The 20,924-nt window shown below is 58.2% G+C and carries 18 protein-coding genes and 1 pseudogene; 6 read left to right on the top strand and 13 right to left on the bottom strand.

Annotation, left to right across the window (positions count from 1 at the left end; genetic code table 11):
• Positions 1 to 27 precede the first annotated feature (27 nt).
• The 5 genes and pseudogenes from RSF91_RS11635 to RSF91_RS11655 all read left to right on the top strand — a co-directional run.
• A complete protein-coding gene (locus RSF91_RS11635; protein ID WP_332568571.1) occupies positions 28 to 852 on the top strand; it encodes an SDR family NAD(P)-dependent oxidoreductase in 825 nt (274 codons plus the stop codon).
• Positions 853 to 880: 28 nt separating this feature from the next.
• Entirely contained in the window at positions 881 to 1,939 is a 1,059-nt protein-coding gene (locus tag RSF91_RS11640; RefSeq protein ID WP_332568572.1) for a 3-keto-5-aminohexanoate cleavage protein, read from the top strand.
• Positions 1,940 to 2,228: 289 nt separating this feature from the next.
• On the top strand, positions 2,229 to 2,807 hold the full coding sequence (locus RSF91_RS11645) for an RBBP9/YdeN family alpha/beta hydrolase (RefSeq protein ID WP_332568573.1): 579 nt from the start codon (positions 2,229 to 2,231) through the stop codon (positions 2,805 to 2,807).
• 289 nt (positions 2,808 to 3,096) lie between these two features.
• Complete coding sequence (locus RSF91_RS11650; protein ID WP_332568574.1) at positions 3,097 to 4,752, top strand: fatty acid--CoA ligase; 1,656 nt, start codon at positions 3,097 to 3,099, stop codon at positions 4,750 to 4,752.
• A 478-nt stretch (positions 4,753 to 5,230) separates the two neighbouring features.
• Positions 5,231 to 5,938: pseudogene (locus RSF91_RS11655) on the top strand (IS5 family transposase); the annotation flags it as partial.
• Between the two features lie 150 nt (positions 5,939 to 6,088).
• Here the strand turns inward: RSF91_RS11655 and RSF91_RS11660 are convergent.
• From RSF91_RS11660 to RSF91_RS11710, 11 genes are all read right to left on the bottom strand, one after another.
• A complete protein-coding gene (locus RSF91_RS11660) occupies positions 6,089 to 6,841 on the bottom strand; it encodes an SDR family oxidoreductase (RefSeq protein WP_332568575.1) in 753 nt (250 codons plus the stop codon).
• A 15-nt stretch (positions 6,842 to 6,856) separates the two neighbouring features.
• Positions 6,857 to 8,293, bottom strand: a complete 1,437-nt coding sequence (locus tag RSF91_RS11665; protein ID WP_332568576.1) for an aldehyde dehydrogenase family protein — start codon at positions 8,291 to 8,293, stop codon at positions 6,857 to 6,859.
• Positions 8,294 to 8,408: 115 nt separating this feature from the next.
• A complete protein-coding gene (locus RSF91_RS11670; protein WP_332568577.1) occupies positions 8,409 to 9,500 on the bottom strand; it encodes an isopenicillin N synthase family dioxygenase in 1,092 nt (363 codons plus the stop codon).
• A 78-nt stretch (positions 9,501 to 9,578) separates the two neighbouring features.
• Positions 9,579 to 10,832 carry an ABC transporter substrate-binding protein gene (locus tag RSF91_RS11675; protein WP_442878845.1) on the bottom strand — a complete coding sequence of 418 codons (1,254 nt, stop codon included), beginning with the start codon at positions 10,830 to 10,832 and terminating at the stop codon, positions 9,579 to 9,581.
• A gap of 37 nt (positions 10,833 to 10,869) precedes the next feature.
• Positions 10,870 to 11,172 (bottom strand): hypothetical protein, encoded by a 303-nt coding sequence (locus RSF91_RS11680; protein ID WP_332568578.1) that lies wholly within the window; start codon positions 11,170 to 11,172, stop codon positions 10,870 to 10,872.
• A 3-nt stretch (positions 11,173 to 11,175) separates the two neighbouring features.
• Complete coding sequence (locus RSF91_RS11685) at positions 11,176 to 12,141, bottom strand: Bug family tripartite tricarboxylate transporter substrate binding protein (protein ID WP_332568579.1); 966 nt, start codon at positions 12,139 to 12,141, stop codon at positions 11,176 to 11,178.
• Positions 12,135 to 13,073 (bottom strand): ArgK/MeaB family GTPase, encoded by a 939-nt coding sequence (locus RSF91_RS11690; protein ID WP_332568580.1) that lies wholly within the window; start codon positions 13,071 to 13,073, stop codon positions 12,135 to 12,137. Before RSF91_RS11690 ends, RSF91_RS11685 begins: the two co-directional genes overlap by 7 nt.
• Positions 13,064 to 14,197 (bottom strand): CaiB/BaiF CoA transferase family protein, encoded by a 1,134-nt coding sequence (locus RSF91_RS11695; RefSeq protein ID WP_332568581.1) that lies wholly within the window; start codon positions 14,195 to 14,197, stop codon positions 13,064 to 13,066. The genes RSF91_RS11690 and RSF91_RS11695 overlap by 10 nt, the downstream gene beginning before the upstream one ends.
• Complete coding sequence (locus tag RSF91_RS11700; RefSeq protein ID WP_332568582.1) at positions 14,194 to 14,610, bottom strand: cobalamin B12-binding domain-containing protein; 417 nt, start codon at positions 14,608 to 14,610, stop codon at positions 14,194 to 14,196. Before RSF91_RS11700 ends, RSF91_RS11695 begins: the two co-directional genes overlap by 4 nt.
• Positions 14,607 to 16,229 (bottom strand): acyl-CoA mutase large subunit family protein, encoded by a 1,623-nt coding sequence (locus RSF91_RS11705; RefSeq protein ID WP_332568583.1) that lies wholly within the window; start codon positions 16,227 to 16,229, stop codon positions 14,607 to 14,609. Before RSF91_RS11705 ends, RSF91_RS11700 begins: the two co-directional genes overlap by 4 nt.
• Positions 16,226 to 17,005, bottom strand: a complete 780-nt coding sequence (locus tag RSF91_RS11710) for an enoyl-CoA hydratase/isomerase family protein (protein WP_332568584.1) — start codon at positions 17,003 to 17,005, stop codon at positions 16,226 to 16,228. The genes RSF91_RS11705 and RSF91_RS11710 overlap by 4 nt, the downstream gene beginning before the upstream one ends.
• Positions 17,006 to 17,186: 181 nt before the next feature.
• Between RSF91_RS11710 and RSF91_RS11715 the strand changes: the two genes are divergently transcribed.
• A complete protein-coding gene (locus tag RSF91_RS11715; protein ID WP_332568585.1) occupies positions 17,187 to 17,939 on the top strand; it encodes an IclR family transcriptional regulator in 753 nt (250 codons plus the stop codon).
• Between the two features lie 470 nt (positions 17,940 to 18,409).
• Here RSF91_RS11715 and RSF91_RS11720 read toward each other — a convergent pair whose 3' ends face one another.
• Together RSF91_RS11720 and RSF91_RS11725 are read right to left on the bottom strand one after the other, a co-directional pair.
• Positions 18,410 to 20,038 (bottom strand): AMP-binding protein, encoded by a 1,629-nt coding sequence (locus tag RSF91_RS11720; protein WP_332568586.1) that lies wholly within the window; start codon positions 20,036 to 20,038, stop codon positions 18,410 to 18,412.
• Positions 20,038 to 20,907 carry a crotonase/enoyl-CoA hydratase family protein gene (locus tag RSF91_RS11725; RefSeq protein ID WP_332568587.1) on the bottom strand — a complete coding sequence of 290 codons (870 nt, stop codon included), beginning with the start codon at positions 20,905 to 20,907 and terminating at the stop codon, positions 20,038 to 20,040. The genes RSF91_RS11720 and RSF91_RS11725 overlap by 1 nt, the downstream gene beginning before the upstream one ends.
• Between the last annotated feature and the right edge of the window lie 17 nt (positions 20,908 to 20,924).

A 20,924-nucleotide genomic window follows, 5' to 3' on the forward strand; every position in this document is an offset into this window, starting at 1 on the left:
TATCATTGATATAAAAAAGGGAAATTTATGCGTTTATCTAATAAGATTGCTTTAGTGACAGGTGGTGCTGGCGGCCTAGGGTCGGCCATTTGCAAGCGACTTGCATCTGAAGGTGCCACGGTGGTGGTTAATGATTTTTGTGATGAATCACGAATCAATGCCGTTGTTGAAGAAATTCTCAAAAATGGCGGTAAAGCGGTTGCCAAACGTGCAAGCGTTGCGGACAGCGAACAGGTCAAGCAGATGTTTTCCGAAGTCAAGGCTGAGTTCGGTGGCTTGCACGTGCTTTTCAATAATGCAGCGATCACCCCGGAAAAGCCTGACGACGAAGCACGCCGTGCAAAGCACTACACCTATATCAGTACACCGGTTCCCCGTCAGTCCTTAGAATTCACCAGCCGAATGACCGATGCGGATTGGTTTCGCTTTTGGGATGTTAATGTTCACGGGGTTTTTTTCTGCACGCGTGAAGCCTTGAATATCATGGAATCTCAGCGTGAGGGGCGAATAATAAATATCGCCTCGGTTGCTGGCTTCTGCCCCATCAGCTCGCATTCTCCTCATTACTCCGCAACCAAGGGCGCTGTGATTGCTTTCACCAAATCCGTCGCCGCCGAAGTCGCTGGATCCAATGTTTTTGTGAATGCCATGGCCCCCGGCGGAATCTTGACGCCAGCATTTTCAAGATATATGGAGCAGGCAGGGGAAGAAGGTCGTTCCCGTCTGGCGCAAATGATTCCATTGGGTCGTCTGGGTACGCCTGAAGAGTACGCAGAAACCGCACTGCATCTTGCAGAGACTAAATACTTAATTGGGCAGATTATCAGCCCCAATGGCGGCGTTGCTATTTAAATATACCTACACATCGGAAATATTAATCATGAATTTTCTCGACGGCTCCCTTTATCCGGAAAACCAGCAGCCCTTGATTATTACTGCAGCGCCCTATGGTCCATCCTGGGTCCCTGCTGATTTTCCAGAAGATATTCCGGTCACGATGGAAGCGCAAATCCAAAAGGCGGTGGATTGCTACAACGCGGGCGCAACGGTGCTGCACCTGCATGTGCGCGAGTTGGACGGCAAGGGCAGCAAGCGCCTTTCCAAATTCAACGAGCTGATCGCCGGTGTGCGCAAGGCCGTACCCAAGATGATTATTCAGGTGGGTGGTTCGATTAGCTTTGCCCCCGAGAGCGACGGCGCTGCCGCCAAGTGGTTGTCCGACGACACGCGCCACATGCTGGCCGAACTTCAGCCCAAGCCCGACCAAGTCACGGTGACGGTGAACACGTCGCAGATGAACGTCGTCGAGCATTGGGACCATGCCGACATCGTTGGCACATCGATGGAAGACCCGGCCGTATTCAACGCCTACAAGGAAATGACGGTACCGGCTCAACCCGGCTGGGTCGAGGAACACATCAAGCGGCTGAGCGCGGCGGGTATTCAAAGCGCCTTTCAGTGCTACAACATCAACAGCTACGAGTCCGTCGAACGCCTGATTCGCCGTGGTATTTACAAAGGTCCGCTGGTGCTCAATTGGGTAGCCATCGGCGGCGGCATGGACATGCCAAACCTCTACAGTCTGGCCAACTTTGTGCGCGCATTGCCGGACGGCGCCGTGCTGACGGTGGAAAGCTCCATGCGCAATGTGCTGCCGATCAACATGATGGGCATTGCACTGGGGTTGCATGTGCGCTGTGGCATTGAAGATAACCTGTGGAACCAGTCACGCACCGAACGCATGTCAACCGTTGAGCAGATCAAGCAATTGGTGCGTATCTCTCGTGAATTTGGCCGTCCCATTGCGACGCCGGAGCAGGCGCGTGAAATCTGCCGCATTGACACCTTCTACGATTCTGCGGACGAAACCTTGGAAATCAACGGGTTCTCCCCCAATCGCAATGGCGGCAACCAGGGCTTCCTGAAACGCGCAGCCTAAAGCCTCTACGATGCCGCGTTGCAGCGCAATTGGGATGAGTTAGCAGGGTGCAAGCTGCGCCGCGCGAAGAAATCGCCCGCCAGTACAGCCGGTCGCCTGGACCTCCGTGTCCAGCACCCAACCCAGAGGGCCAGTGCCTTTGCGGGCGGCCTGCGGAATCGCATCCCACAAAGACTTTGGCGCGGTACAGAAGAGATTTTGAACACGTTCTCACACGACTCTTTCCAGTAATCGCCCTCATTCTTCGGCAGATGAATGAGAGATGCTTCACTATTAGTTTGAACGACAAATGAACGCTTCTTCTTTGCAAGACATGCATGTTGTGCTCATACCGGGCATGAGGGACCGCCTCAAGGACCACTGGCAGGAAATCTTGGCAGAAAGCTTGCAGCATGTGACCTTGGTGCCACCCGCGGGGAAAAAAGATTTCTCACTGACCGCGCGTATCACCGCCATTGATCAGGCGGTGGCCACTGCACAGCTGCCCGTGCTGCTGGTGGCGCACAGCGTCGGTTGTGTGATGCTGGCACATTGGGCGCAGTCATCCGGCCTGCTTGGCAAGGTCAAGGGGGCGCTGCTGGTAACACCCCCTGACCTGGAAAAAGTGCTGCCAACGGGCTACCCATCGGCACAAGAATTTGCTGAGCATCTGTGGACGCCCGTACCCCATCAAAACTTCCCCTTCAAATCGATTGTCGCCAGCAGCTCAAATGACCCGCTGTGCGCCCCAGACAAGGCGGCTGCCATGGGTGAGGCATGGGGCAGCCGGCTGGCTCATCTGGGTGCGGTAGGCCATTTGAATCCGCTGTCGGGCTTTGGCTACTGGCCGGATGCGGAGCAGTTGATGGTCGATTTATTAATGGCTTAACCGCCAACCATTTCTGTTTTCTTGACCAGCCTGTCGACGCATAGCTAGCTGTTTTTTCAAGTAGTTACTGCTCAGCTCGGGAAGTCTTGCATTTAACTAAGAGCTAGCGGGCTATGCGAAGCTCATGCCTTTAGCTGTCTCGCACTCGGGCTGAAGGTCGATATTCTAAATGGCCGGTGCATTGCCCCCCGTTTACCTGGCCTCAGCTATGACCTCGCCGTAGAGGATGCGCACCTGTGGCTGCGGCCGTCTCCCTCAAATAGCAAACCAAAAATGAATGCGAGATGATATGAAGTCCACTGATAACTTGCTCCAGCCAACACCATCGGCGTACGCTTACCCTCTGTTGATCAAGCAGTTGCTGATCAATGCCATGAGCTTGCACGGGGATCAAGAAATTACCTACCGAGGGGAAATGCGCTACCAGTACCGCGACTTCCAGCGCCGAATTGGACAGCTAGCCAACGCCCTGACTCGCTTGGAAGTGGGTGCTGGCAGCACCGTGGCCGTGATGGACTGGGACAGCCACCGCTATCTGGAATCCTACTTCGGCATTCCCATGATGGGTGCCACACTGTTCACGGTAAATGTCCGCTTGTCGCCCGCACAGATTCTGTACACCCTCAGGGATGCCGATACAGATGTCCTACTGGTGCACACCGACTTCCTCAGCGTTATCGAGCAAATCCGTTCTGAGCTGCCACGCATTCGCCACATCATCGTGCTATCCGATAATGGCATCGTGCCAGCGACCGATCTGGACCTGGCCGGCGAGTACGAAGCCCTAGTCACCCAGGCGAGTGCTGGCTACGACTTCCCCGAGCTGGATGAAAACACCAAGGCCGTAACGTTCTACACCACGGGCACCACCGGCGATCCCAAAGGCGTGTGCTACAGCCATCGCCACATCGTGCTGCACGCCATGGCCACGGCCTTGAGCCTCTGCTCGCCGAGTGGTACGCAGCGCTTACACCGCGCGGACGTTTACATGCCCATTACCCCCATGTTCCATGTGTTGGGCTGGGGCCTGCCTTATATCGCCATCATGCTGGGCCTGCGCACCGTGCTGCCAGGCCGCTACCAGCCCGATGTATTGCTGCAACTACGCGAAACCGAGAAGATCACTTTCTCGCACTGCGTTCCCACCATCCTGCAGATGTTGCTCAACGGCTCTGAAAAGACTGGCCAAGACCTCAATGGCTGGAAGCTCATCATCGGTGGATCGGCCCTTCCACCTGGCCTGTGCGCAGCGTCCCTGGCCAAGGGCATGGATGTATTTGCCGGCTATGGCATGTCAGAAACTGGTCCCGTGGTTTCGCTGGCCCTCACGCCTGCAACTGGCGCTACGCTCACCGCGCAGGAAGACCTACGCCTGCGCTGCTCGACCGGCCAGCCATCGCTGATGGTGGACTTACGCGTAGTCGACGAGAGCATGCAGGATGTGCCCCGCGACGGCGTAACCCGCGGTGAGATCGTGCTGCGCTCGCCTTCGCTTACACCGCTTTATTTCAAGAAGCCCGAGGCCTCGGAAGAGCTGTGGAGTGGTGGCTATTTACACACTCAGGACATCGCCGTGATGCAGCCCAACGGCGTAGTGCAAATCGTTGACCGCCTCAAGGATGTGATCAAGACTGGCGGCGAATGGGTCTCTTCGATTGAGGTTGAAGGCCTGATCACGCAGATCCCCGGTGTGCAAGAAGCCGCTGTGATTGGGGTGCAGGATGAAAAGTGGGGCGAACGTCCCATGGCCTTTGTGGTCGCTGGCCGCGAGGTGAAGGCCGAGTTCGTGCGCGAGCAGCTGCTGAGCCAGGTGCAAGCCAATCGGTTGAGTGCGTATGCGGTGCCTGAACTCGAGCGCATCCGCTTGGTGAGCGAGATTCCCAAAACAAGCGTGGGCAAGATCAACAAGAAACTGCTACGCGAAGACTCTTCAGCCGGACACTAAGATGCAGAAGTTCAGACTTGATCTGACAGCGGGCCTTTTCAACAGGTGAGGTTTCCCTTTTTGATAAGGGTACAAATTTTTATCAATCCGGGCGCGCAAGCGCCCACAGAGAAACCTCACGAACAGCTTCAACAAACCTTCATCCGGCACAAGGTTGGCCTGCCCAATCCGGCCAGCGAGCTAGGTAACATCTCCAATGCCGCAAAGTCATGGGCCTGCCCCGTGGCACCCCCTATCGATATCAGCACTACCACGAAGGAGGTGGTATCGTGGCTCTGATCGAGACTTTATGACACCAACCCGACCCAAAGAATCAAGTGGACGAAGCCATTGAGGCGGCCGTTGTTGCCAATTCCATCTAACAGCACGCACACGGCCAATTGCGCATCAGCAACAAACTGCGCCAACGCGGAGTGTTTGTCTGACCTTCCGGTGTGAGTTCCATCTGGCTACGCCACCAGCTGGCAAGCTTCAAGTTGGCCTAGCGCTCAGGCAATTCACGGGCTGGTGCAATCGGTGCTGCAATTGTGTGGCCTTACATGGCCAGTGCCAGACTTCAGTACGCACTCAATCTGAATGTTCAGATACCGTATACACGCAGCCAAGCCGGTCTGCACTTGCTGGTGGACTCGAAGAGATCAAGTTCTTGGGCGAAGGCGAGTGAAAATGCAAAAAGCATGGGCCTGAGCGCCAACGCCAGTAGTGCAAGTTGCACATTGGTATTGATGAGCAGACATTGCAGACTAGGGCCACCTGTGTGACTTCAAAAAATGTGAACGATGCTTCAGTCTTGCCTTACTTGCTGCAACAGTTGCCCGAGGATGACGCGCCTGACAGGCGATGGTGCTTACGACACGCAACCAGTCCTTGAAACGGTAATGAGGCTTGGAGAAACTCCAGTCATCCCGCCTTGAAAGAATTCTCGAATCCGCAAAGGTGGCGTCTTTGCGCATCGCAATGCAGCGATGCTGCATGCAGACGGCTGTGGGACGAGGTAGCTGGAAACACTGGAGTGGCTGCCACCGGCGAAGTTTGCTGGAAACCAAGATGAACTGCATCAATCGACTGGGCGAGCCAAGTGATGTCCTGAACCTTTGAACGCCAAGTCAACGAGCTGCATATCCGAGCAGCCATTTTGAATCGATTTACAGCCCAGGGTCGCCCTCAGACGGTAGGCGTAGCATAGCCATGGCGAGAGTTTGGGGTAGTTCGCCTCAAATTGGATTTGTGCAACAACGCCCATCTAGTGTTGTAAACACTTTTCGATGGAGTTATTGCACTGCAGGGACCTGACGCCTAAGCATAATTAATCAACAATGCTCAGATCCTCATGACGTTAAATGGATCGTCCTCCGTCAACTGGCAATTCAATGCCCGTTAGAAATGACGAATGCGGACTCGCAAGATAGAGTGCTGCATTGGCAACATCCATGGGGTCACACATGCGCCCCATAGGAATAGTGGAGACAAAGCGAGCACGGTTTTCTTCGCTGTCGGCTACTCCCATAAAATCCTGCAGCAGACCAGTGGGCGACATAACCGGTGCAATCAGGTTCACGCGGATGCCCATGGGCGCCAGCTCTACCGCCATAGACTTGGTCATCACCTTAACGGCGCCCTTGGAACTGTTGTACCAGGTCAGTCCCGGGCGGGGGCGAATGCTGCCGACCGATCCGATATTGATGATCACACCGTCCTTGCGCTCCTGCATCAGGGGCACTACGGCGCGGGTCATGTGGTAGATGGACTTCACGTTGACGTTGAAGACGCGGTCGAACGTGGCTTCGTCCACTTCTAGCATGGGCTGGTTGCGGTGCGTGGTGCCGGCGTTGTTGACCACCACATAGGGTATGCCGAAGTGACGCACGCACTGGTCCACCATGGTCTGCACTTGCTCGCCTTTACTCACATCACAGGCCACGGCCAGTGCGTTGGCCCCCAGCTCCTGAGCCACGGCCTGCGCGGCTTCGAGCCGCAGATCGGCCAGTACCACTTTGGCCCCGGCCTGCACAAAGGCTTTAGCGATAGCCGCTCCAAAGCCGCTGCCGGCACCGGTAACGATGGCAATTTTGTTGGTCAATGCAGTCATGTTGCGGTCTCCTGATTATTCGTAGTGCTGAACAATGGTTTTGGTGGTGCTCATCTCTTCGAGAGCTACCAGGCCTTTTTCCCGGCCATATCCGCTTTTCTTCACGCCGCCAAAGGGCAGCTCCACGCCGCCGCCGGCGCCATAGCAGTTGATGAACACCTGCCCGCTGTCAATCCTGTGGGCCATGCGCGACTGGCGACTACCGTTTTCTGTCCAGACACCCGCGACTAGGCCAAACTCCGTGGCGTTGGCCAGACGCACGGCGTCTTCTTCGTCGCTGAACGGCATCACGGCCAGCACCGGGCCGAAGATTTCCTGACAGGCCAAGCGGCTGTCGCGCGGCACCGCACCGAACAAGGCCGGTGCGACAAAGAAACCATCGTCCGACAGCCCATCGGCCAGCCGGCCCTGAGCCAGCAGCGGAATGCCTTGCTGCACGGCATCGTCGATATATGCCTGCACGCGCCTTTTTTGCTTGGCGCTGATCAGCGGGCCGCAGTCCAGATCCATCTCTGGCGTGCCCACGCGCAGCGCGGAAAAATGCTCGGCCACGGTCTTCACGAATACGTCGTACACCCCTTGCTGCACCAGCAGACGGCTGCCGGCCGAGCAGGTTTGCCCCGCGTTTTGCACGATGGCACGCACGATGGCAGGAACGGCCTTGGCCAGATTGGCGTCGTCAAACACGATCTGCGGCGACTTGCCCCCTAGTTCCAGCACGCAAGGAACATGGTGGAGTGCCGTGGCCTGTTGCACCAGCATGCCGGCTTCGGGCGAACCGGTGAAGGTCACAAAATTGACGCCCGGGTGGGCCGTGAGCGCGGCGCCGGCCTCAGCACCGTAGCCGGTTACGATATTCAGCGCTCCTGGAGGCAGGCCGGCCTCCATGGCCAGCTCCGCGAGCTTAAGCGCCGTCAGGCAGGCGTCCTCCGACGGCTTCACCACTGCGGCATTGCCCATGGCCAGTGCGGGGGCCAACGTGCGCCCCATCATCTGGGCCGGGTAGTTCCAGGGAATGATGTGGCCGGTGACACCGTGCGGCACGCGCACCACGCTCACGTTGTAGCCGTTCAGATAGGGAATGGTCTGGCCATGCACCTTGTCAGCCGCGCCACCATAAAACTCAAAGTAACGAGCCACCGCGGCGGCATCTGCCCGAGCTACGGCCATGGGTTTGCCGGTGTCGCGCGCTTCCAGCTGCGCCAGCTCTTCGCCGTTGGCCACGATGATCTGCGCCAGGCGCAGCAAAATGCGCCCACGTTCGGTGGCGGTGGTACGCCCCCAGGCGCCGTCCATAGCGGCCTGTGCAGCCGCGACTGCGCGGTCCACGTCTTCGGCCTGACCGCGTGCAATGCTGCCAAACGAACGTGCCGTGCAGGGATCGATCACATCGATCGTTCCACCTGCCAGCGCGTCCACCCAATTTCCATTGATGAGTAACTGCCTCTTCACATTGGCCCCTCGGTTATCTGAAAAACCTCTGCCCTCATCTCTGCCCGCGCCGCACAGTACCTGCAAAGGCTGTGCGGCCGGCCGGGCAGAGACAGCACCTGGCGGTGCAGCCTCGTCAGCCTTGCGCCACCGCGCGCTCGGGCTCCACTTCCTTCATGAAGTTGGCGTCGTTGTAGTGATAGAGGTCGTCCAGATAGGGAACGAAAAAGTCGTAGAACGAGCGCGAGTCGTACTTGACTTTCTCACCGGGCTGCACGCACTCGGCAATCGGGGCCACGCTGGCGTCGTCATCGGGATAGAAAAAGAACGTCATCGCATAACGCTTGTGCGGCGGGTTAATGACGCGGTGCGGCGTAGCGATAAAGCGGTCGTTGGACAGGCGGTTGAGCACCTGGCCGGTGTTGACGATCAGCGCGTCCTTCACATACTTCACGTTCAGCCAGTCTTTATTGGGCGTCATCACCTGCAGACCGGGCACGGGCGTCATGGGCAGCAGCGTGAGAAAGCTGCCGTCTGAGTGCGGTGCCAGCGCGAACTGACCCTCTTCCATCTTCTCTTCGGGATGGTAGTAAGCACAGCGCTGGTAGTACTCGGGCGTCTTGAACATGCTGTCGAAATAATCTGCACGCAAATTCAGTGCCCGGGCGTAAATCGGCAGCAGCTGTTTACCCAGCTGTTCCATCGATGTCTGGTACTTGTAGAGTGCGGCCTTGAAGTCCGGCAGGCTGTCGGGCCACTGATTCTGACCACGGTGGCGGACATTGGCCTTGACCTTTGGGTCGTTGGCGTCGCGTTCACGCATGAACAACCAGGCGGAGTTTGTGTCCTTCTTGGTATTGAGTGCAATCTTTTCCTTGATGGCATTGGACTGCAGGATAGATGACTTGGGCGGCAGATAGCCCTGGTGGTGATAGCCCACCCGGTGCTTCATCTTTTCCTCCCCCGACACTTCAAACAGCTTCGCTGTCTGATGGAAGGATTCATCGATCAGCGCCTGGGGAATACCGTGGTTAATGATGGCAAAAAAACCCAGATGCTCCTGAATGTGGCGTACATCTGCGCCCAATTGCTCCAGCGCACCGGGCACACCGGCCAGATAGGGGCCAACATCCAAAATGGGCAGCTCTTTGGCTTCCACGATAGCTTTGCGCACGGCTTCGGAAGGCTCTGTCGTGCTTTTTACAAAATTCTGCTTGATTTCGGTCATCGCTTTGTCTCCTGATTTAGTACTTGCTTGGAAATGGATGCACTGACTCGTGGGGTGTAGGGAGTGACTTTTTTTGGTTTACCCTCCCACCCAGTTTTTGCATTTGGACTCCGCCTTGGAGGCAAACGCTTGGCTGCCCGGAATAACTTGCACCTCCTTGTAATAGTCCCAGGGTTTCTTGGATTCAGCCGGACTCTTGACCGCCATCAGCCGCAGATCGTGCACCATCCGGCCGTCTTCACGGATGAAGCCGTCCGAGGTGTACATATCGTCGATTTTTTGTTTTTTCAGCTGCGCCATCACGCGCTCGGTCTGGTCGGTTCCCGCCGCTTTGACCGCCAGCAGGTATTGCAGCGCGGCGGAATAGCTGGCTGCCTGCATGCTGGTGGGCATCTTTTTCATCTTGCCCTGAAAGCGCTGGGACCAGGCCCGTGTTTTTTCATTACTGTCCCAATACCAGGCTTCGGTCAGGTTGATGCCCTGGGTGAGCTTCAGACCGAGCGAGTGCACATCGGTCAGAAACAGCATCAAGCCGGCAATTTTCATGGACTGGGACACGCCGAATTCATTGGCTGCCTTGATCGCATTGATGGTGTCCCCCCCTCCATTGGCCAGACCCAGAACCTGGGCGCCCGAGGCTTTGGCCTGCAGCAGAAAGGATGAAAAGTCTGAGGCTGAAAGCGGATGGCGCACGTTGCCGATGACTTTGCCTCCGCTGGCCTTGACCACCTGTGCGGTCTCGCGCTCCAGGGAATCACCAAACGCGTAATCCACCGTGAGAAAGTACCAGCTCTTGCCGCCCTGCTTGGTCATGGCAGCGCCCGTGCCGCGCGCCAGAGCCACGGTGTCGTACAGATAATGAATGATGTAAGGCGAACATTCCTCGTTGGTGAGCTGCGCAGCCACGCCACCGGTGACTATCACGATTTTTTTCTTCTCCGCCGCGACTTTAGCAATCGCCAGGCTGGTGCCCGAACTGGGGCCACTGATGATCATGTCCACGCCCTGGGTGTCAAACCATTCGCGGGCCCGGGTAGCAGCGGTATCGGCTTTGGCCGAGTGATTGGCAACAACCACCTCGATTTTTTTGCCCAGCACGGTACCACCAGCATCGGCCACGGCGAATTTCACGGCCTCGGTGATTCCCGGCCCGCCCATATCGGAGTACAGACCCGACATGTCCGCCAGCACGCCAATGCGGATGACGTCATCCGAGGCCTGTGCCAGCACAGGTGCCGTAGCCCCCATGGCAGACAGCGCCAGCGCAACAGCTGCCAGGCGGCCGGGCCCGGAGGGCGCACGGCGGGCAAAACGCTTTCTTGGTATCAGCATCTAACTCTCCTTCGTTGAAAAGTCGAACTGCAAGCCTTTACCGCGCTTGCCCACTTCCGGTTCGGCACCGCATGGCGCGCAGCAGCAGCACCTCCTGCGGACGGCCTAATACCCCGGCAACCGCCAGGCTGTGATCCCAGGACGCGCCGTCAATCTCCGCTCTCAGTTGCACCGCATTCAACAGCCGGATCAATGCCAGCTGCTTGTGCCTGCGCCGCACGCTGTGTTGCAGCAGGGAAAGTGATGCGGCTCTGGCCGCATCCACCTGATCGATCGATGCCAGCTCCGTTGTGCCGACATGGATGGCTTTTTTGGACAATCGGATGTGCGTCCGTGCCATGACTCAGTCCACCCGCGCGCCGGAAGTGCGCACCACCTTGCCCCAGCGCACGGCATCGGCGCGCAGCTGCTGGCCGAATGCATCGGGTGTGGACGGATAGGGTTCCGCGCCCTGCGCTTCAAAACTGGCCGTCACCTCGCGGGTGCGCAGTAAATCGTTCACATCGGTGTTGATCTTCATGACGACTTCGCGCGGCACACGAGCCGGAGCCATCAGGCCGAACCAGGGGTTGACGTCAAAGTCAGCGAAACCAGCCTCCGCCACCGTGGGAATCTGTGCAAATGCTTTGGCGCGGCGGGCGCTGGTCACCGCGATCGGATGCAGGTTGCCGCTTTTGAGCTGCCCAGCCACGGAGGGCAGACTGGTGAAGACCACGTCCACCTGTCCGGCCAGCAGGTCTTGCAGTGCTTGAGCGGCTCCGCGGTAGGGGACATGCTCAAGCTTGACCGCCGCGCCGGAGCCGAACATTTCACCCAGCAAGTGGTTGACCGAGCCGTTGCCAGCGGAGCCATAAGTCACACGTACCTTTTTCGCCATAGCCACCAGCTCTGCCACGGTGTGAAACGCTGCATTGCTACGCCCCACAATCACAAACGGCAAGGTCGCCAGCGTGGCCACAGGGGTGAAGTCGGCCACCGGATCAAACGACAGACCTCGATACAGGGCACCATTGATGGCCTGGGTTCCCACATAGGTCATGAGCAGCACATAACCGTCCGGGGCAGCCGTGGCCACGGCCCCCATTCCGATATTGCCACCCGCACCAGCTCTGTTTTCCACGATAACGGGCTGGCCCCATTTCTCACCCAGCTTTTGCGCCATGACTCGCGCCAGTGCATCGGAGGCCCCCCCCGGTGTCTGTGGCACGATGATGCGCACCGGCTTGTCTGGAAAGGCTTGAGCGGTAGGAGCCGACAAGCCAAGTAGTGCACACGCAGCGGCAAACACCGAAAGCCTGTTTTTCAGCATGTCGAACCTTTCTTCAGGTCTTCCGCGAGCTGCGCTCGAGCGATTTCGAGGATGTGCGCCAGCTGCTCTGCAACAGGCTTCGAGAAAAATTCCGTGTCCTCACGCGCAATGGCATCGCCCAGTCTCAGCTCCAGCGTCCGCTTCAACCGGTAGCGGGCCCGCAGGGTGTGCAACGACTGCTGCTGCCCGCCATTGCGGGCCAACCAGGCCTGGTGCTGATCAATGGCCTGCGACAGCGCGGTAATGGATTCCGGCTGCGATGAAGCCGTCAGCAGAATCGGAGCTATCCATGCATCCGGGGTATGGCGACTGACGGCAGCAATGCGACGAATATCGGCCACCATGCGCTGGGCACCAGGCAGATCGGCCTTGTTGACCACAAAAATATCGGCCATTTCCATGATTCCGGCCTTCATGGCCTGCACCACGTCGCCGCTGTCGGGCAGCAACACCAGCACCAGCGTGTCGACCTGTGCACGCACCGCGTATTCCGCCTGACCCACGCCCACAGTTTCCAGCAGCACCTCGCCGAAGCCATAGGCATCCATGAGATCGAGCATTTCCGGCAGGTTGTCGGCCAGGCCATCGGTGGTTTTGCGCGAGCCCAGGGAGCGGATATACAGCTCGTGACTGCCGGCAAGGTCATCCATGCGGATGCGGTCGCCCAAAATTGCCCCCCCGCTGTGGGGGCTGCTGGGGTCCACGGCCAGCACCCCCAGCCGCGCCCGTGTCTGCAGCCGCTGCATGGCCAAATGCCCCACCAGCGTGCTCTTTCCCGCTCCGGGCGCCCCGGTCACGCCGATGCGGTGCGCCAGTGTGGCGGGCCGCACCGGCAGTGGACGCAGTGCGGCGTCCGACACGCCGGCATTGGCCAGCCTGGTCAACGCGCGCCCTAGCGATGCACGGTCCAGCGCAGTGACGTTCATGTGCATGGCACGCCCTTTCCCAGCAGTTCTGCTGCGTGCTCATTGAGCAGCGGCGGCAAGCGGTAAGTGGGAGTGAAGTCGTCAAAGCGTATAGGGCTGGCCACGGCGCTGAGCGGCAGGTTGCCATCGCCTAGGGAGACCACCAAATCCCGCGAACGTGCGATGTCGCCGTCCAGCGCGGTATTGAGAGTGCCCACCTCAGCCACCACCACCCCCAAGGGCGCTAGGCGCCGGACCCAGTGCGCTGCCGGGGCCTGCTGCAGCACCTGTGCAATGGCCGACACCACTTCGGTGCGGTGGCTGCGCCGTGCCGCCATGGTGGCAAAGCGCGGGTCACGCACCCACTGAGGCCGCTCGATTTCCATGCAGAAAATTTCCCAGAACTTGTCGTGCGTGATGAACAGCGTCAGCCAGCCATCGGCAGTAGCAAAGATCTGGGCCGGCACCACATACGGGTGCGACGAATCGGCCAGGCGCTCGATCGTCTCGCCAGCGTTGAGTGCCGCGCCAGCCAGATAGTTAAGCTGCGAGAGCATCACGTCATACATCGCCACATCGACCTGGCCGCCCTGCCCCTGCACGATCTTGGCCAGCAAGCCCACGGCGGCCGCCAGTCCGGCCGAGTTGTCCACGGCGGAGTAGCCGGCCTTGGTGGGCGGTGCCGACGGATCGCCGGTGAGGGCCATCACGCCGGTCAACGCCTGGATCACATAGTCATAAGCCGGGTTATCTGAGTACGGGCCATCCAGCCCGTAACCGGTAAGCGCCACGCAGACCAGGCGCTCGTTGCACTGCCGCAGGCTGTCATAGGTCAGGCCGAGTTTGCGGATGGCTGAAGGCCGCAGGTTGGTGATAAGGGCATGTGAGGTACTGGCCAGATCGGCCAGCGCCTCTTGCCCCTGAGCGCAGGCTAAATTCAGCACCACGCTTTTTTTGCTGCGGTTGAGGCTGGCAAAGTAGGCGTTGTGCGGCCCAACAAAGTGCGGGCTCACCGAGCGGGCGATGTCACCCTCGGGCGTTTCGATCTTGATGACCTCAGCGCCCATGTCGGCCAGCATGAGCCCGCAGTAGGGGCCAGCCAGCATGTGGCCGACCTCGATGACACGGATTCCAGCCAACGGGGCCGTCATGACAGGCTTTCGGCCAGCGATGCCACCACTTTGTCGAGCGGCATATCGGCAGTGAAAACGGCGCTGACACCCAACTCGCGCAGCGATTCATGGTCTTCGGCGGGGATGGTGCCTCCGACAAACACCTTCACGTCGGATGCGTTCATCTCGCGCAGCTGCGCAATCACGTCGGCCACCAGTTCTTTGTGGCTACCCGAGAGAATGCTTAAGCCCACCGCATCCACGCCTTCGTCGATGGCGACCTGGGCAATCTGCGCCGGGCTGCGGCGCAAGCCGGTGTAGATCACCTCGGCCCCGGCGTTGCGCAGTGTTAGCGCAATGATCTTGGCCCCGATGTCGTGCCCATCCAGACCGGGCTTGCCGATCAGGATGCGTTTGGATGCCAATTTGGCAGTGCGTTGTTGCGTGCTCATAAGTTCACCGGCTCCTTGAATTCGCCCCACTGCGCCTTGAGGCAGTCCACCATCTCCTCTACCGTGGCATAGGCGTGGCAGCACTCGACCAGGTAGGGCATGACGTTCTCATCGTCCTTGGCGGCAGCTGCCGAAAGGCGGGAAAGTGAACGTTTGACGCCAGCGTTGTCACGGTTGTCCATCACGCGCTGGTATTTCTCCAGCGCACGCTGCGCCACGGTGGGATCGAGCGTGAACACCTCACCCACCTTGATCTCTTCGTTTTCTTTCTTGAAATGGTTCTGGCCCACGACCACGCTTTTGCCGGCGTCGTTGTCGAGCTTGCGCTCCAGCCCGCGCTCAGCCAGGCGCATCTGCAGCCAGCCGTCTTCAATGGCCTTCACCACACCACCGTAGGCATCGATCTCGTCCATGACGCCCACAATCTGCTCTTCCATGCGGTTGGTGTGCTGCTCGACGAAGTAGCTGCCGCCCAGAGGGTCCACCGTGCGGGCGATACCGCTTTCGTAGGCTAGGATCTGCTGCGTGCGCACCGCCAGTTCGGCCGAAAATTCGGTGGGAATCTGGAAGGCCTCGTCGAAAGCGCAGGTGAAGATGGACTGCGCACCGCCAAAGACCGCGGCCATCGTTTCTACGGCCACGCGCGCCACGTTGTTGTAAGGCTGTGGAGCCACCAGAGACGAGCCGCCACAGACCACGCCAAAACGGAAATGCTGGGCCTTGGGGTCTTGAACGTCGTAGCGCTCCTTCATCAAACGGGCCCAGAGGCGGCGCCCGGCACGGAACTTCGCGATTTCGTCGAAGAAGTCCATGTGTACATAGAAGAAGAAGGACAGACGCTTGGCGAACTTCTCGACATCGCCACCACGGCTGCGCAGCTCATCCACATAGGCCAGGCCGTTGGCCAGCGTGTAGGCCATTTCTTCGGCGGCCGTGGCGCCCGCATCCCGCACGTGGGCCCCGGCAATGCTGATCGGGTTGAAGCGCGGAGAGACCTCGTTGGAATACAGAATGCTGTCGGCGATCAGGCGCATGGACGGGCGCACCGGAAAAATCCAGGTGCCGCGCGCCACGTACTCTTTCAAAATGTCGTTCTGGATCGTGCCTGTAAGCTTGCTGCGCGGCACGCCCTGCTTGTCGGCCACAGCCAGGTACATCGCATAAATGATGGCGGCCGTGCCATTGATCGTGAACGAAGTGGAAATTTGCGACAGGTCCAGATCCTTGAACAGGATCTCGGCCTCGCTCAGGTTGGACAGCGAAACGCCGACCTTGCCGATCTCCGGGCGAGCCATCGGGTGCGTTGGATCAAGGCCGCACTGCGTGGGCAGATCCAATGCCACCGACAGGCCGGTTTGGCCTTTTTCCAGCAGGAATTTGTAGCGCTCGTTGGATTCTTCGGCCGTGCCAAAGCCCGAGTACTGGCGAATGGTCCACAGTCGGCCCTGATAGCCATCGGGGAAGATACCGCGAGTGAAAGGGTACTCACCGGGCCGTCCGATGCGCTCGGCATCCACCGCAGAGGCATCCACACAGGTCGGCACCTCAATGCCACTGGGTGACGTGGGGTACAGCTGAGGGATCGCGCCCTCAAACTGCAGGTTGTCGTCTCGGTTCATTGGCTGCCTTTCGCAAGAAATCGGTCCGATGCACTCCAGTGGTCGTCGTGCAGCCAAGTGCACAAGACCTGCTGCCGCTCCACCTCGCGCCGCTGCTCGTAGCTCTGGCCGGTGCGCCATGCGCTGGTCTGCGCCTTGATGGCGCGCAGCACATGGACCGGGCAGGAAAGCATGGGGGCCAGAAATGCCTGGATGTCCTGACCGTCGGGGCCGTCGCTGATGAGCTGGTCAGACAGACCCCAGTCGAGGGCCTGCTGCGCACCCACCATTTCGCAGCGCGCCATCATTCGCAGTGCGCGGGCGCTGCCAACGAGCTGACACAGATCAGGGCCGCCGCCCCAGGCGCTGCTGATGGCCAGGCGTGCCTGGATGAAGCCGATGCGGGCGTGTGCTGCCTGCAAGCGTAAATCGCAGGCCAGTGCCAGTTCGGCACCGCCGCCGATAGCGTCTCCGTTCAGAAAGGCCAGCACGGGCACGGGGCACTGGCGGATGACATCAAGAGCGCCGCGTGAGCGCTCGGCCATGGCCCGGGTCGCGGCTTCGTCCCGCACCTCCGAGAGTTCAACCAGATCGCCGCCGGCGGCAAAGAAGCGTTCGCCGGCGCCGCGGATCAGCAACAGCCGGGTGGTGGACTGAGCGCCCTCTTCTGTGACTGCCTGTGCCAACGCTGTGAGCACATGACCCGCCAGCGCATTGTGTTTGTGGGCCCGGTCAACGGTAATCCAAACCACGCCGTTTTCATGCCGCTCGATGCTGATGTCCTGAATGGCCTGCACTTTTTATTGCCTCCTTGAAATGTTGTGCACCCATCCTAGGAAGGCATTTTTTCTAACACAAGGATGAAAATTCAGTATTTGGAACAAATTAAAAAATGCCGCATGATTACCACCATAAGCACCCGGTTTTGTTCAGCCCACTGAATTTTTGTTTTCAATAGAACTCATTAGAAGGGGAAGCATGGCAGCTACTACCGTCACATCGGTCGATCGTATGATCGATATCTATGAGGTCTTTCAGAGCGGTCAAACACCACTGTCCCTGACGGAACTGGCAGAGGCCATCAACATCCCCAAGAGCACCTGTCATGCACTTGTCAGCACCTTGATTGCTCGCGGCTATCTCTACACCTTGAGCCGTCCTCGGGCGCTTTACCCGACAAGACGTATGTTCGATGTGATGCGCGATATCTGCGCTAAAGATCCCTTGGTAGAGCGTGCTATGCCAGTGCTTGAACGCCTGCGTGATGCCACGCGGGAGACCATTATTCTGGGCAAGCGGCAGGCGGACTCAGTGATCTATCTGCAAGTTGTTGAAGGCCTGCACTCGATCCGATACTCCGCGAAACCGGGGGAGTTCAAACCTTTGCATTCCAGCTCGATTGGTAAAGCGTTGCTCGGTAGCCTCAAGGAAACGGAACTACGGACGTGGCTCAAGGAACGTAAGCTGCAAGCCATAACCCAATCCACCAAAGTCGAGCACGAGCTACTCGTACAAGACGTGCTCGACAGTCGTAAGCAAGGCTACTTTGTCACGCGAGGAGAAAACGTTAGTGACGTTTGGGCGATAGCAGCGTTTATCAACGTCTATAACGAAACGTTGGCAGTTGCAGTTGCTGGTCCACAGCACCGCCTGGAGGGAAATGTGGCCGCGATGGCTCAGCTATTAGTCGCTAGTTGCAGTTTTCTATCACGGCAGCTTGTTCATACTTGATCACGAGTCCTAATCAAGGCTAAAGCCACCTTCTAAGGCTTAGGTCGGCTTTGCCGTATGAATCGACCCGGTGAATCGACCAGCCTTTTCTAGACAGCTTCAAGTCACATGTCCACGCCACCGACCTGCAGTACTGGAAACAAGCCGTTCGAAGTACATATAGATCATCAATAAGCCTCAATGAAACAAGGGCCGATACCGCAGCACATCGACGATCAATGACACTTCGCTGCATGACACAAGCAGATTAGCAACCCATGGCTACGGCACCAATAGATAGAACTCACGTACTGCTCTACTGGACCCAGGTCGATTCAACATCGGCTGGCGAGTAGCCCATTTAAGGTTGAAGTGCCACCTTGAAAAGGCAAGATGCCCGCGAAACGCAGGCATCTTGGTGCTCACTGAACCTTGGAACGTAGACTCAGCGAAGCGTTACCACACTTGGGTTTGATTTATGCAGAGGTTCCTTAAACCAACGCAACCAGGCTCCCCTGGCGCCATAGCTCACGTAGCTTGAACTTCTGCACCTTACCTGAGCCGGTCAAAGGAAACTCTCGGCACAAAAACCAGTGCGTCGGCGTTTTATGTGGCGCCAGTCCAGCACGGCAATGTGCATGCAGCTCGCTTACCGTGGGGATCGATTGGAGATCGGAGGCTCGCACCGCTGCGACGACCACCTCTCCCCAGTACGGATCGGGAATACCGAACACGGCCACGTCTGCCACTCCTGGATGAGAAAACAATTGTTGCTCAATCTCAGGCGGGTAGATGTTCTCGCCACCACGGATGATCATGTCCTTTAGTCGTCCGGTCACTCGTACGTAGCCGCGTTCGTCCATGATGCCGAGGTCGCCGGTGCGTACCCAGTTCTCGGCATCGATGGCCTGGGCATTCGCCTCAGGCATGTTGTAGTAACCCAGCATGCATTGATAGCCGCGGGCCATGATCTCGCCCTCATCCCCTATGGGGACTGGATCTCCCTTCGCTGGATCGCCGATCTTGACTTCCACCTGCCACAAGGGGCGGCCTGCCGAATTAGCCTTGTCTTCTAGTGAGTCATCTGGTGCACATTGCATGACAATCGGGCTAAGTTCAGTCTGCCCAAAAACAGGAGTCAGGTCGCAGCCGAGACTGGTTTCGACCCGCTTGAGTAGGTCTCCAGGAATTGGCGCTCCACCACAAATTGCCGTGCGCAAGGAAGACAAGTCATAACTACTTCTGCTTGCTTGCTCGTGCATGGCAATCAACATTGTCGGCACCCCCAACGTCAATGTTCCGGCCTCACGCTCAATAGCGCTGAGAATTAGCTCTGGATCAAAAACTAGCGGTAGTACATAGGTTGATCGGGTGGTGACGCAGCCGAGTGCACTCATGCCTGAACCTGAGGTATGGAAGAGTGGCATGGGGCTTACAAAGACACCGCGTTTCAGACCTGCCTTCGATGCAATGTAATAGCCGTTCGTCACTAAGCTCAGATGACGCAACATCGCCCCCTTAGGCTCCCCCGTAGTCCCTGAGGTGTACTGGATCTGAGCAGGATCTTCAGGCCTGACAATAGGCAACACAGTGTCACTCGAAGCATTTTTTTCGAGAAGATTCCGCCAGTCAGCGATGCAAAATCGATGCCGGACCTCAGCTTCCAACTCGCGGGCGATATCACCCATAGGCGTCCCTCTGAACTCCTCAGTGTGAATGAGCCCTGCAGCCTCTGATTGCCGGAGCACATAACGCAACTCTTTCGCTCGTAGTGCTGGATTGGCGGTAACCAGCACCAGCCCTGCCATGGCAGCGCCGTACTGTATGAACACCCATTCAGGTACGTTGGGTGCCCACAAGCAGATACGCTCTCCAGGACGGAAATGCTGGGCCAGCCAATGAGCACAACGCTCGGCCTCAGTCAACAACTGCGCGTACGTCCAGCGCCGATCAGTTCTGTTTGCTCCGACCAGTGAGGTCATGCCTGCAGGGACTAACTCGACTAGCGCTGTGACGTCAGGAGCCTCGGCTGCAGCTAGACGCAAAGCGTCACCTGCAGTCAGACTCAGAATAGGCTGCGAAGTATCCGCAGGCCAGTAGGAGGTCTGCAGGGCTTTCATCAGGCTTTTTCCATAGGAAGTGGACCGCCGCCGTTGGGAATGGGACGTCCAGAGTCACGCCAGGCAACCGCCTCATGAAAGCCACGCTGCTCCGCAAAATCTTTGAACCAGCGACCTTCCGCAGTATGCCGAGTGATGCCATCAAACAACGTCGCAAGAGTCTGAGTAGAGGTCAGCCCCATGTTGTCCAACGCCTGATTGATCATCAACTTTTGCATGGCCAGATGGTTTGTGGGTACGCCTGCGATGCGGTCGGCTAACTCTTCCACACGAGCATTTAGTCGCTCTGCTGGTACAGCCTCCAGAACCAGCCCCCACGCGGCAGCAGTCTTTCCATCGATCTTGTCACCGGTCAGCAGCATGCGCTTCGCTCGTTCCACACCTAATCGGTAGACCCACATGGCTGTTGTGGGGCAACCCCAAACCCGCGCAGGCATATAGCCAATCTTTGCGTCCTCCGCCATGACCACGAGGTCACAGCTCAAGGCTATATCGCTACCGCCCGCGACGGCATAGCCGTGGATTTTGCAGATGGACGGTTTCAGCGCGCGGAACAATGTGAAGAAGTCGTCCGTGTTGCGACGCATCCCGCGATAGTCTTGGATCGGATCCCACGATGGACCTGCCTGGTTCCAGCGGCTATTGCCATCTTCCGCAAATTTTTTGAGGTCATAACCGGCGCAGAAAGCATCGCCGTCGCCGCTGAGCACTATTACATGCACGTCGGGATCACTTTCTGCTAGCTCCACAGCTGCGCGGATTTCTCCAGGCATATCGTCATCAATAGCATTCAATCGATCGGGCCTGGACAGCGTGATATAGGCCTTGCGGTCGCGTGCTTCGTAGCGAAGTGTCTTGAACTGGCTCATTTCTCAGGTCTCCTCGT

The organism is Comamonas sp. (genome assembly GCF_036643215.1).
Lineage (GTDB): Bacteria > Pseudomonadota > Gammaproteobacteria > Burkholderiales > Burkholderiaceae_C > Comamonas.

Excerpts from the sequence above, each read along its gene's own strand:
- RSF91_RS11715 (WP_332568585.1), top strand. The coding sequence starts at position 17,187 with ATGGCAGCTACTACCGTCACATCGGTCGATCGTATGATCGATATCTAT.
- RSF91_RS11705 (WP_332568583.1), bottom strand. The coding sequence starts at position 16,229 with ATGAACCGAGACGACAACCTGCAGTTTGAGGGCGCGATCCCTCAGCTG.
- RSF91_RS11640 (WP_332568572.1), top strand. The coding sequence starts at position 881 with ATGAATTTTCTCGACGGCTCCCTTTATCCGGAAAACCAGCAGCCCTTG.
- RSF91_RS11685 (WP_332568579.1), bottom strand. The coding sequence starts at position 12,141 with ATGCTGAAAAACAGGCTTTCGGTGTTTGCCGCTGCGTGTGCACTACTT.
- RSF91_RS11680 (WP_332568578.1), bottom strand. The coding sequence starts at position 11,172 with ATGGCACGGACGCACATCCGATTGTCCAAAAAAGCCATCCATGTCGGC.
- RSF91_RS11660 (WP_332568575.1), bottom strand. The coding sequence starts at position 6,841 with ATGACTGCATTGACCAACAAAATTGCCATCGTTACCGGTGCCGGCAGC.
- RSF91_RS11720 (WP_332568586.1), bottom strand. The coding sequence starts at position 20,038 with ATGAAAGCCCTGCAGACCTCCTACTGGCCTGCGGATACTTCGCAGCCT.
- RSF91_RS11645 (WP_332568573.1), top strand. The coding sequence starts at position 2,229 with ATGAACGCTTCTTCTTTGCAAGACATGCATGTTGTGCTCATACCGGGC.
- RSF91_RS11675 (WP_442878845.1), bottom strand. The coding sequence starts at position 10,832 with ATGCTGATACCAAGAAAGCGTTTTGCCCGCCGTGCGCCCTCCGGGCCC.
- RSF91_RS11650 (WP_332568574.1), top strand. The coding sequence starts at position 3,097 with ATGAAGTCCACTGATAACTTGCTCCAGCCAACACCATCGGCGTACGCT.
- RSF91_RS11690 (WP_332568580.1), bottom strand. The coding sequence starts at position 13,073 with ATGCACATGAACGTCACTGCGCTGGACCGTGCATCGCTAGGGCGCGCG.
- RSF91_RS11670 (WP_332568577.1), bottom strand. The coding sequence starts at position 9,500 with ATGACCGAAATCAAGCAGAATTTTGTAAAAAGCACGACAGAGCCTTCC.
- RSF91_RS11635 (WP_332568571.1), top strand. The coding sequence starts at position 28 with ATGCGTTTATCTAATAAGATTGCTTTAGTGACAGGTGGTGCTGGCGGC.
- RSF91_RS11700 (WP_332568582.1), bottom strand. The coding sequence starts at position 14,610 with ATGAGCACGCAACAACGCACTGCCAAATTGGCATCCAAACGCATCCTG.
- RSF91_RS11695 (WP_332568581.1), bottom strand. The coding sequence starts at position 14,197 with ATGACGGCCCCGTTGGCTGGAATCCGTGTCATCGAGGTCGGCCACATG.
- RSF91_RS11725 (WP_332568587.1), bottom strand. The coding sequence starts at position 20,907 with ATGAGCCAGTTCAAGACACTTCGCTACGAAGCACGCGACCGCAAGGCC.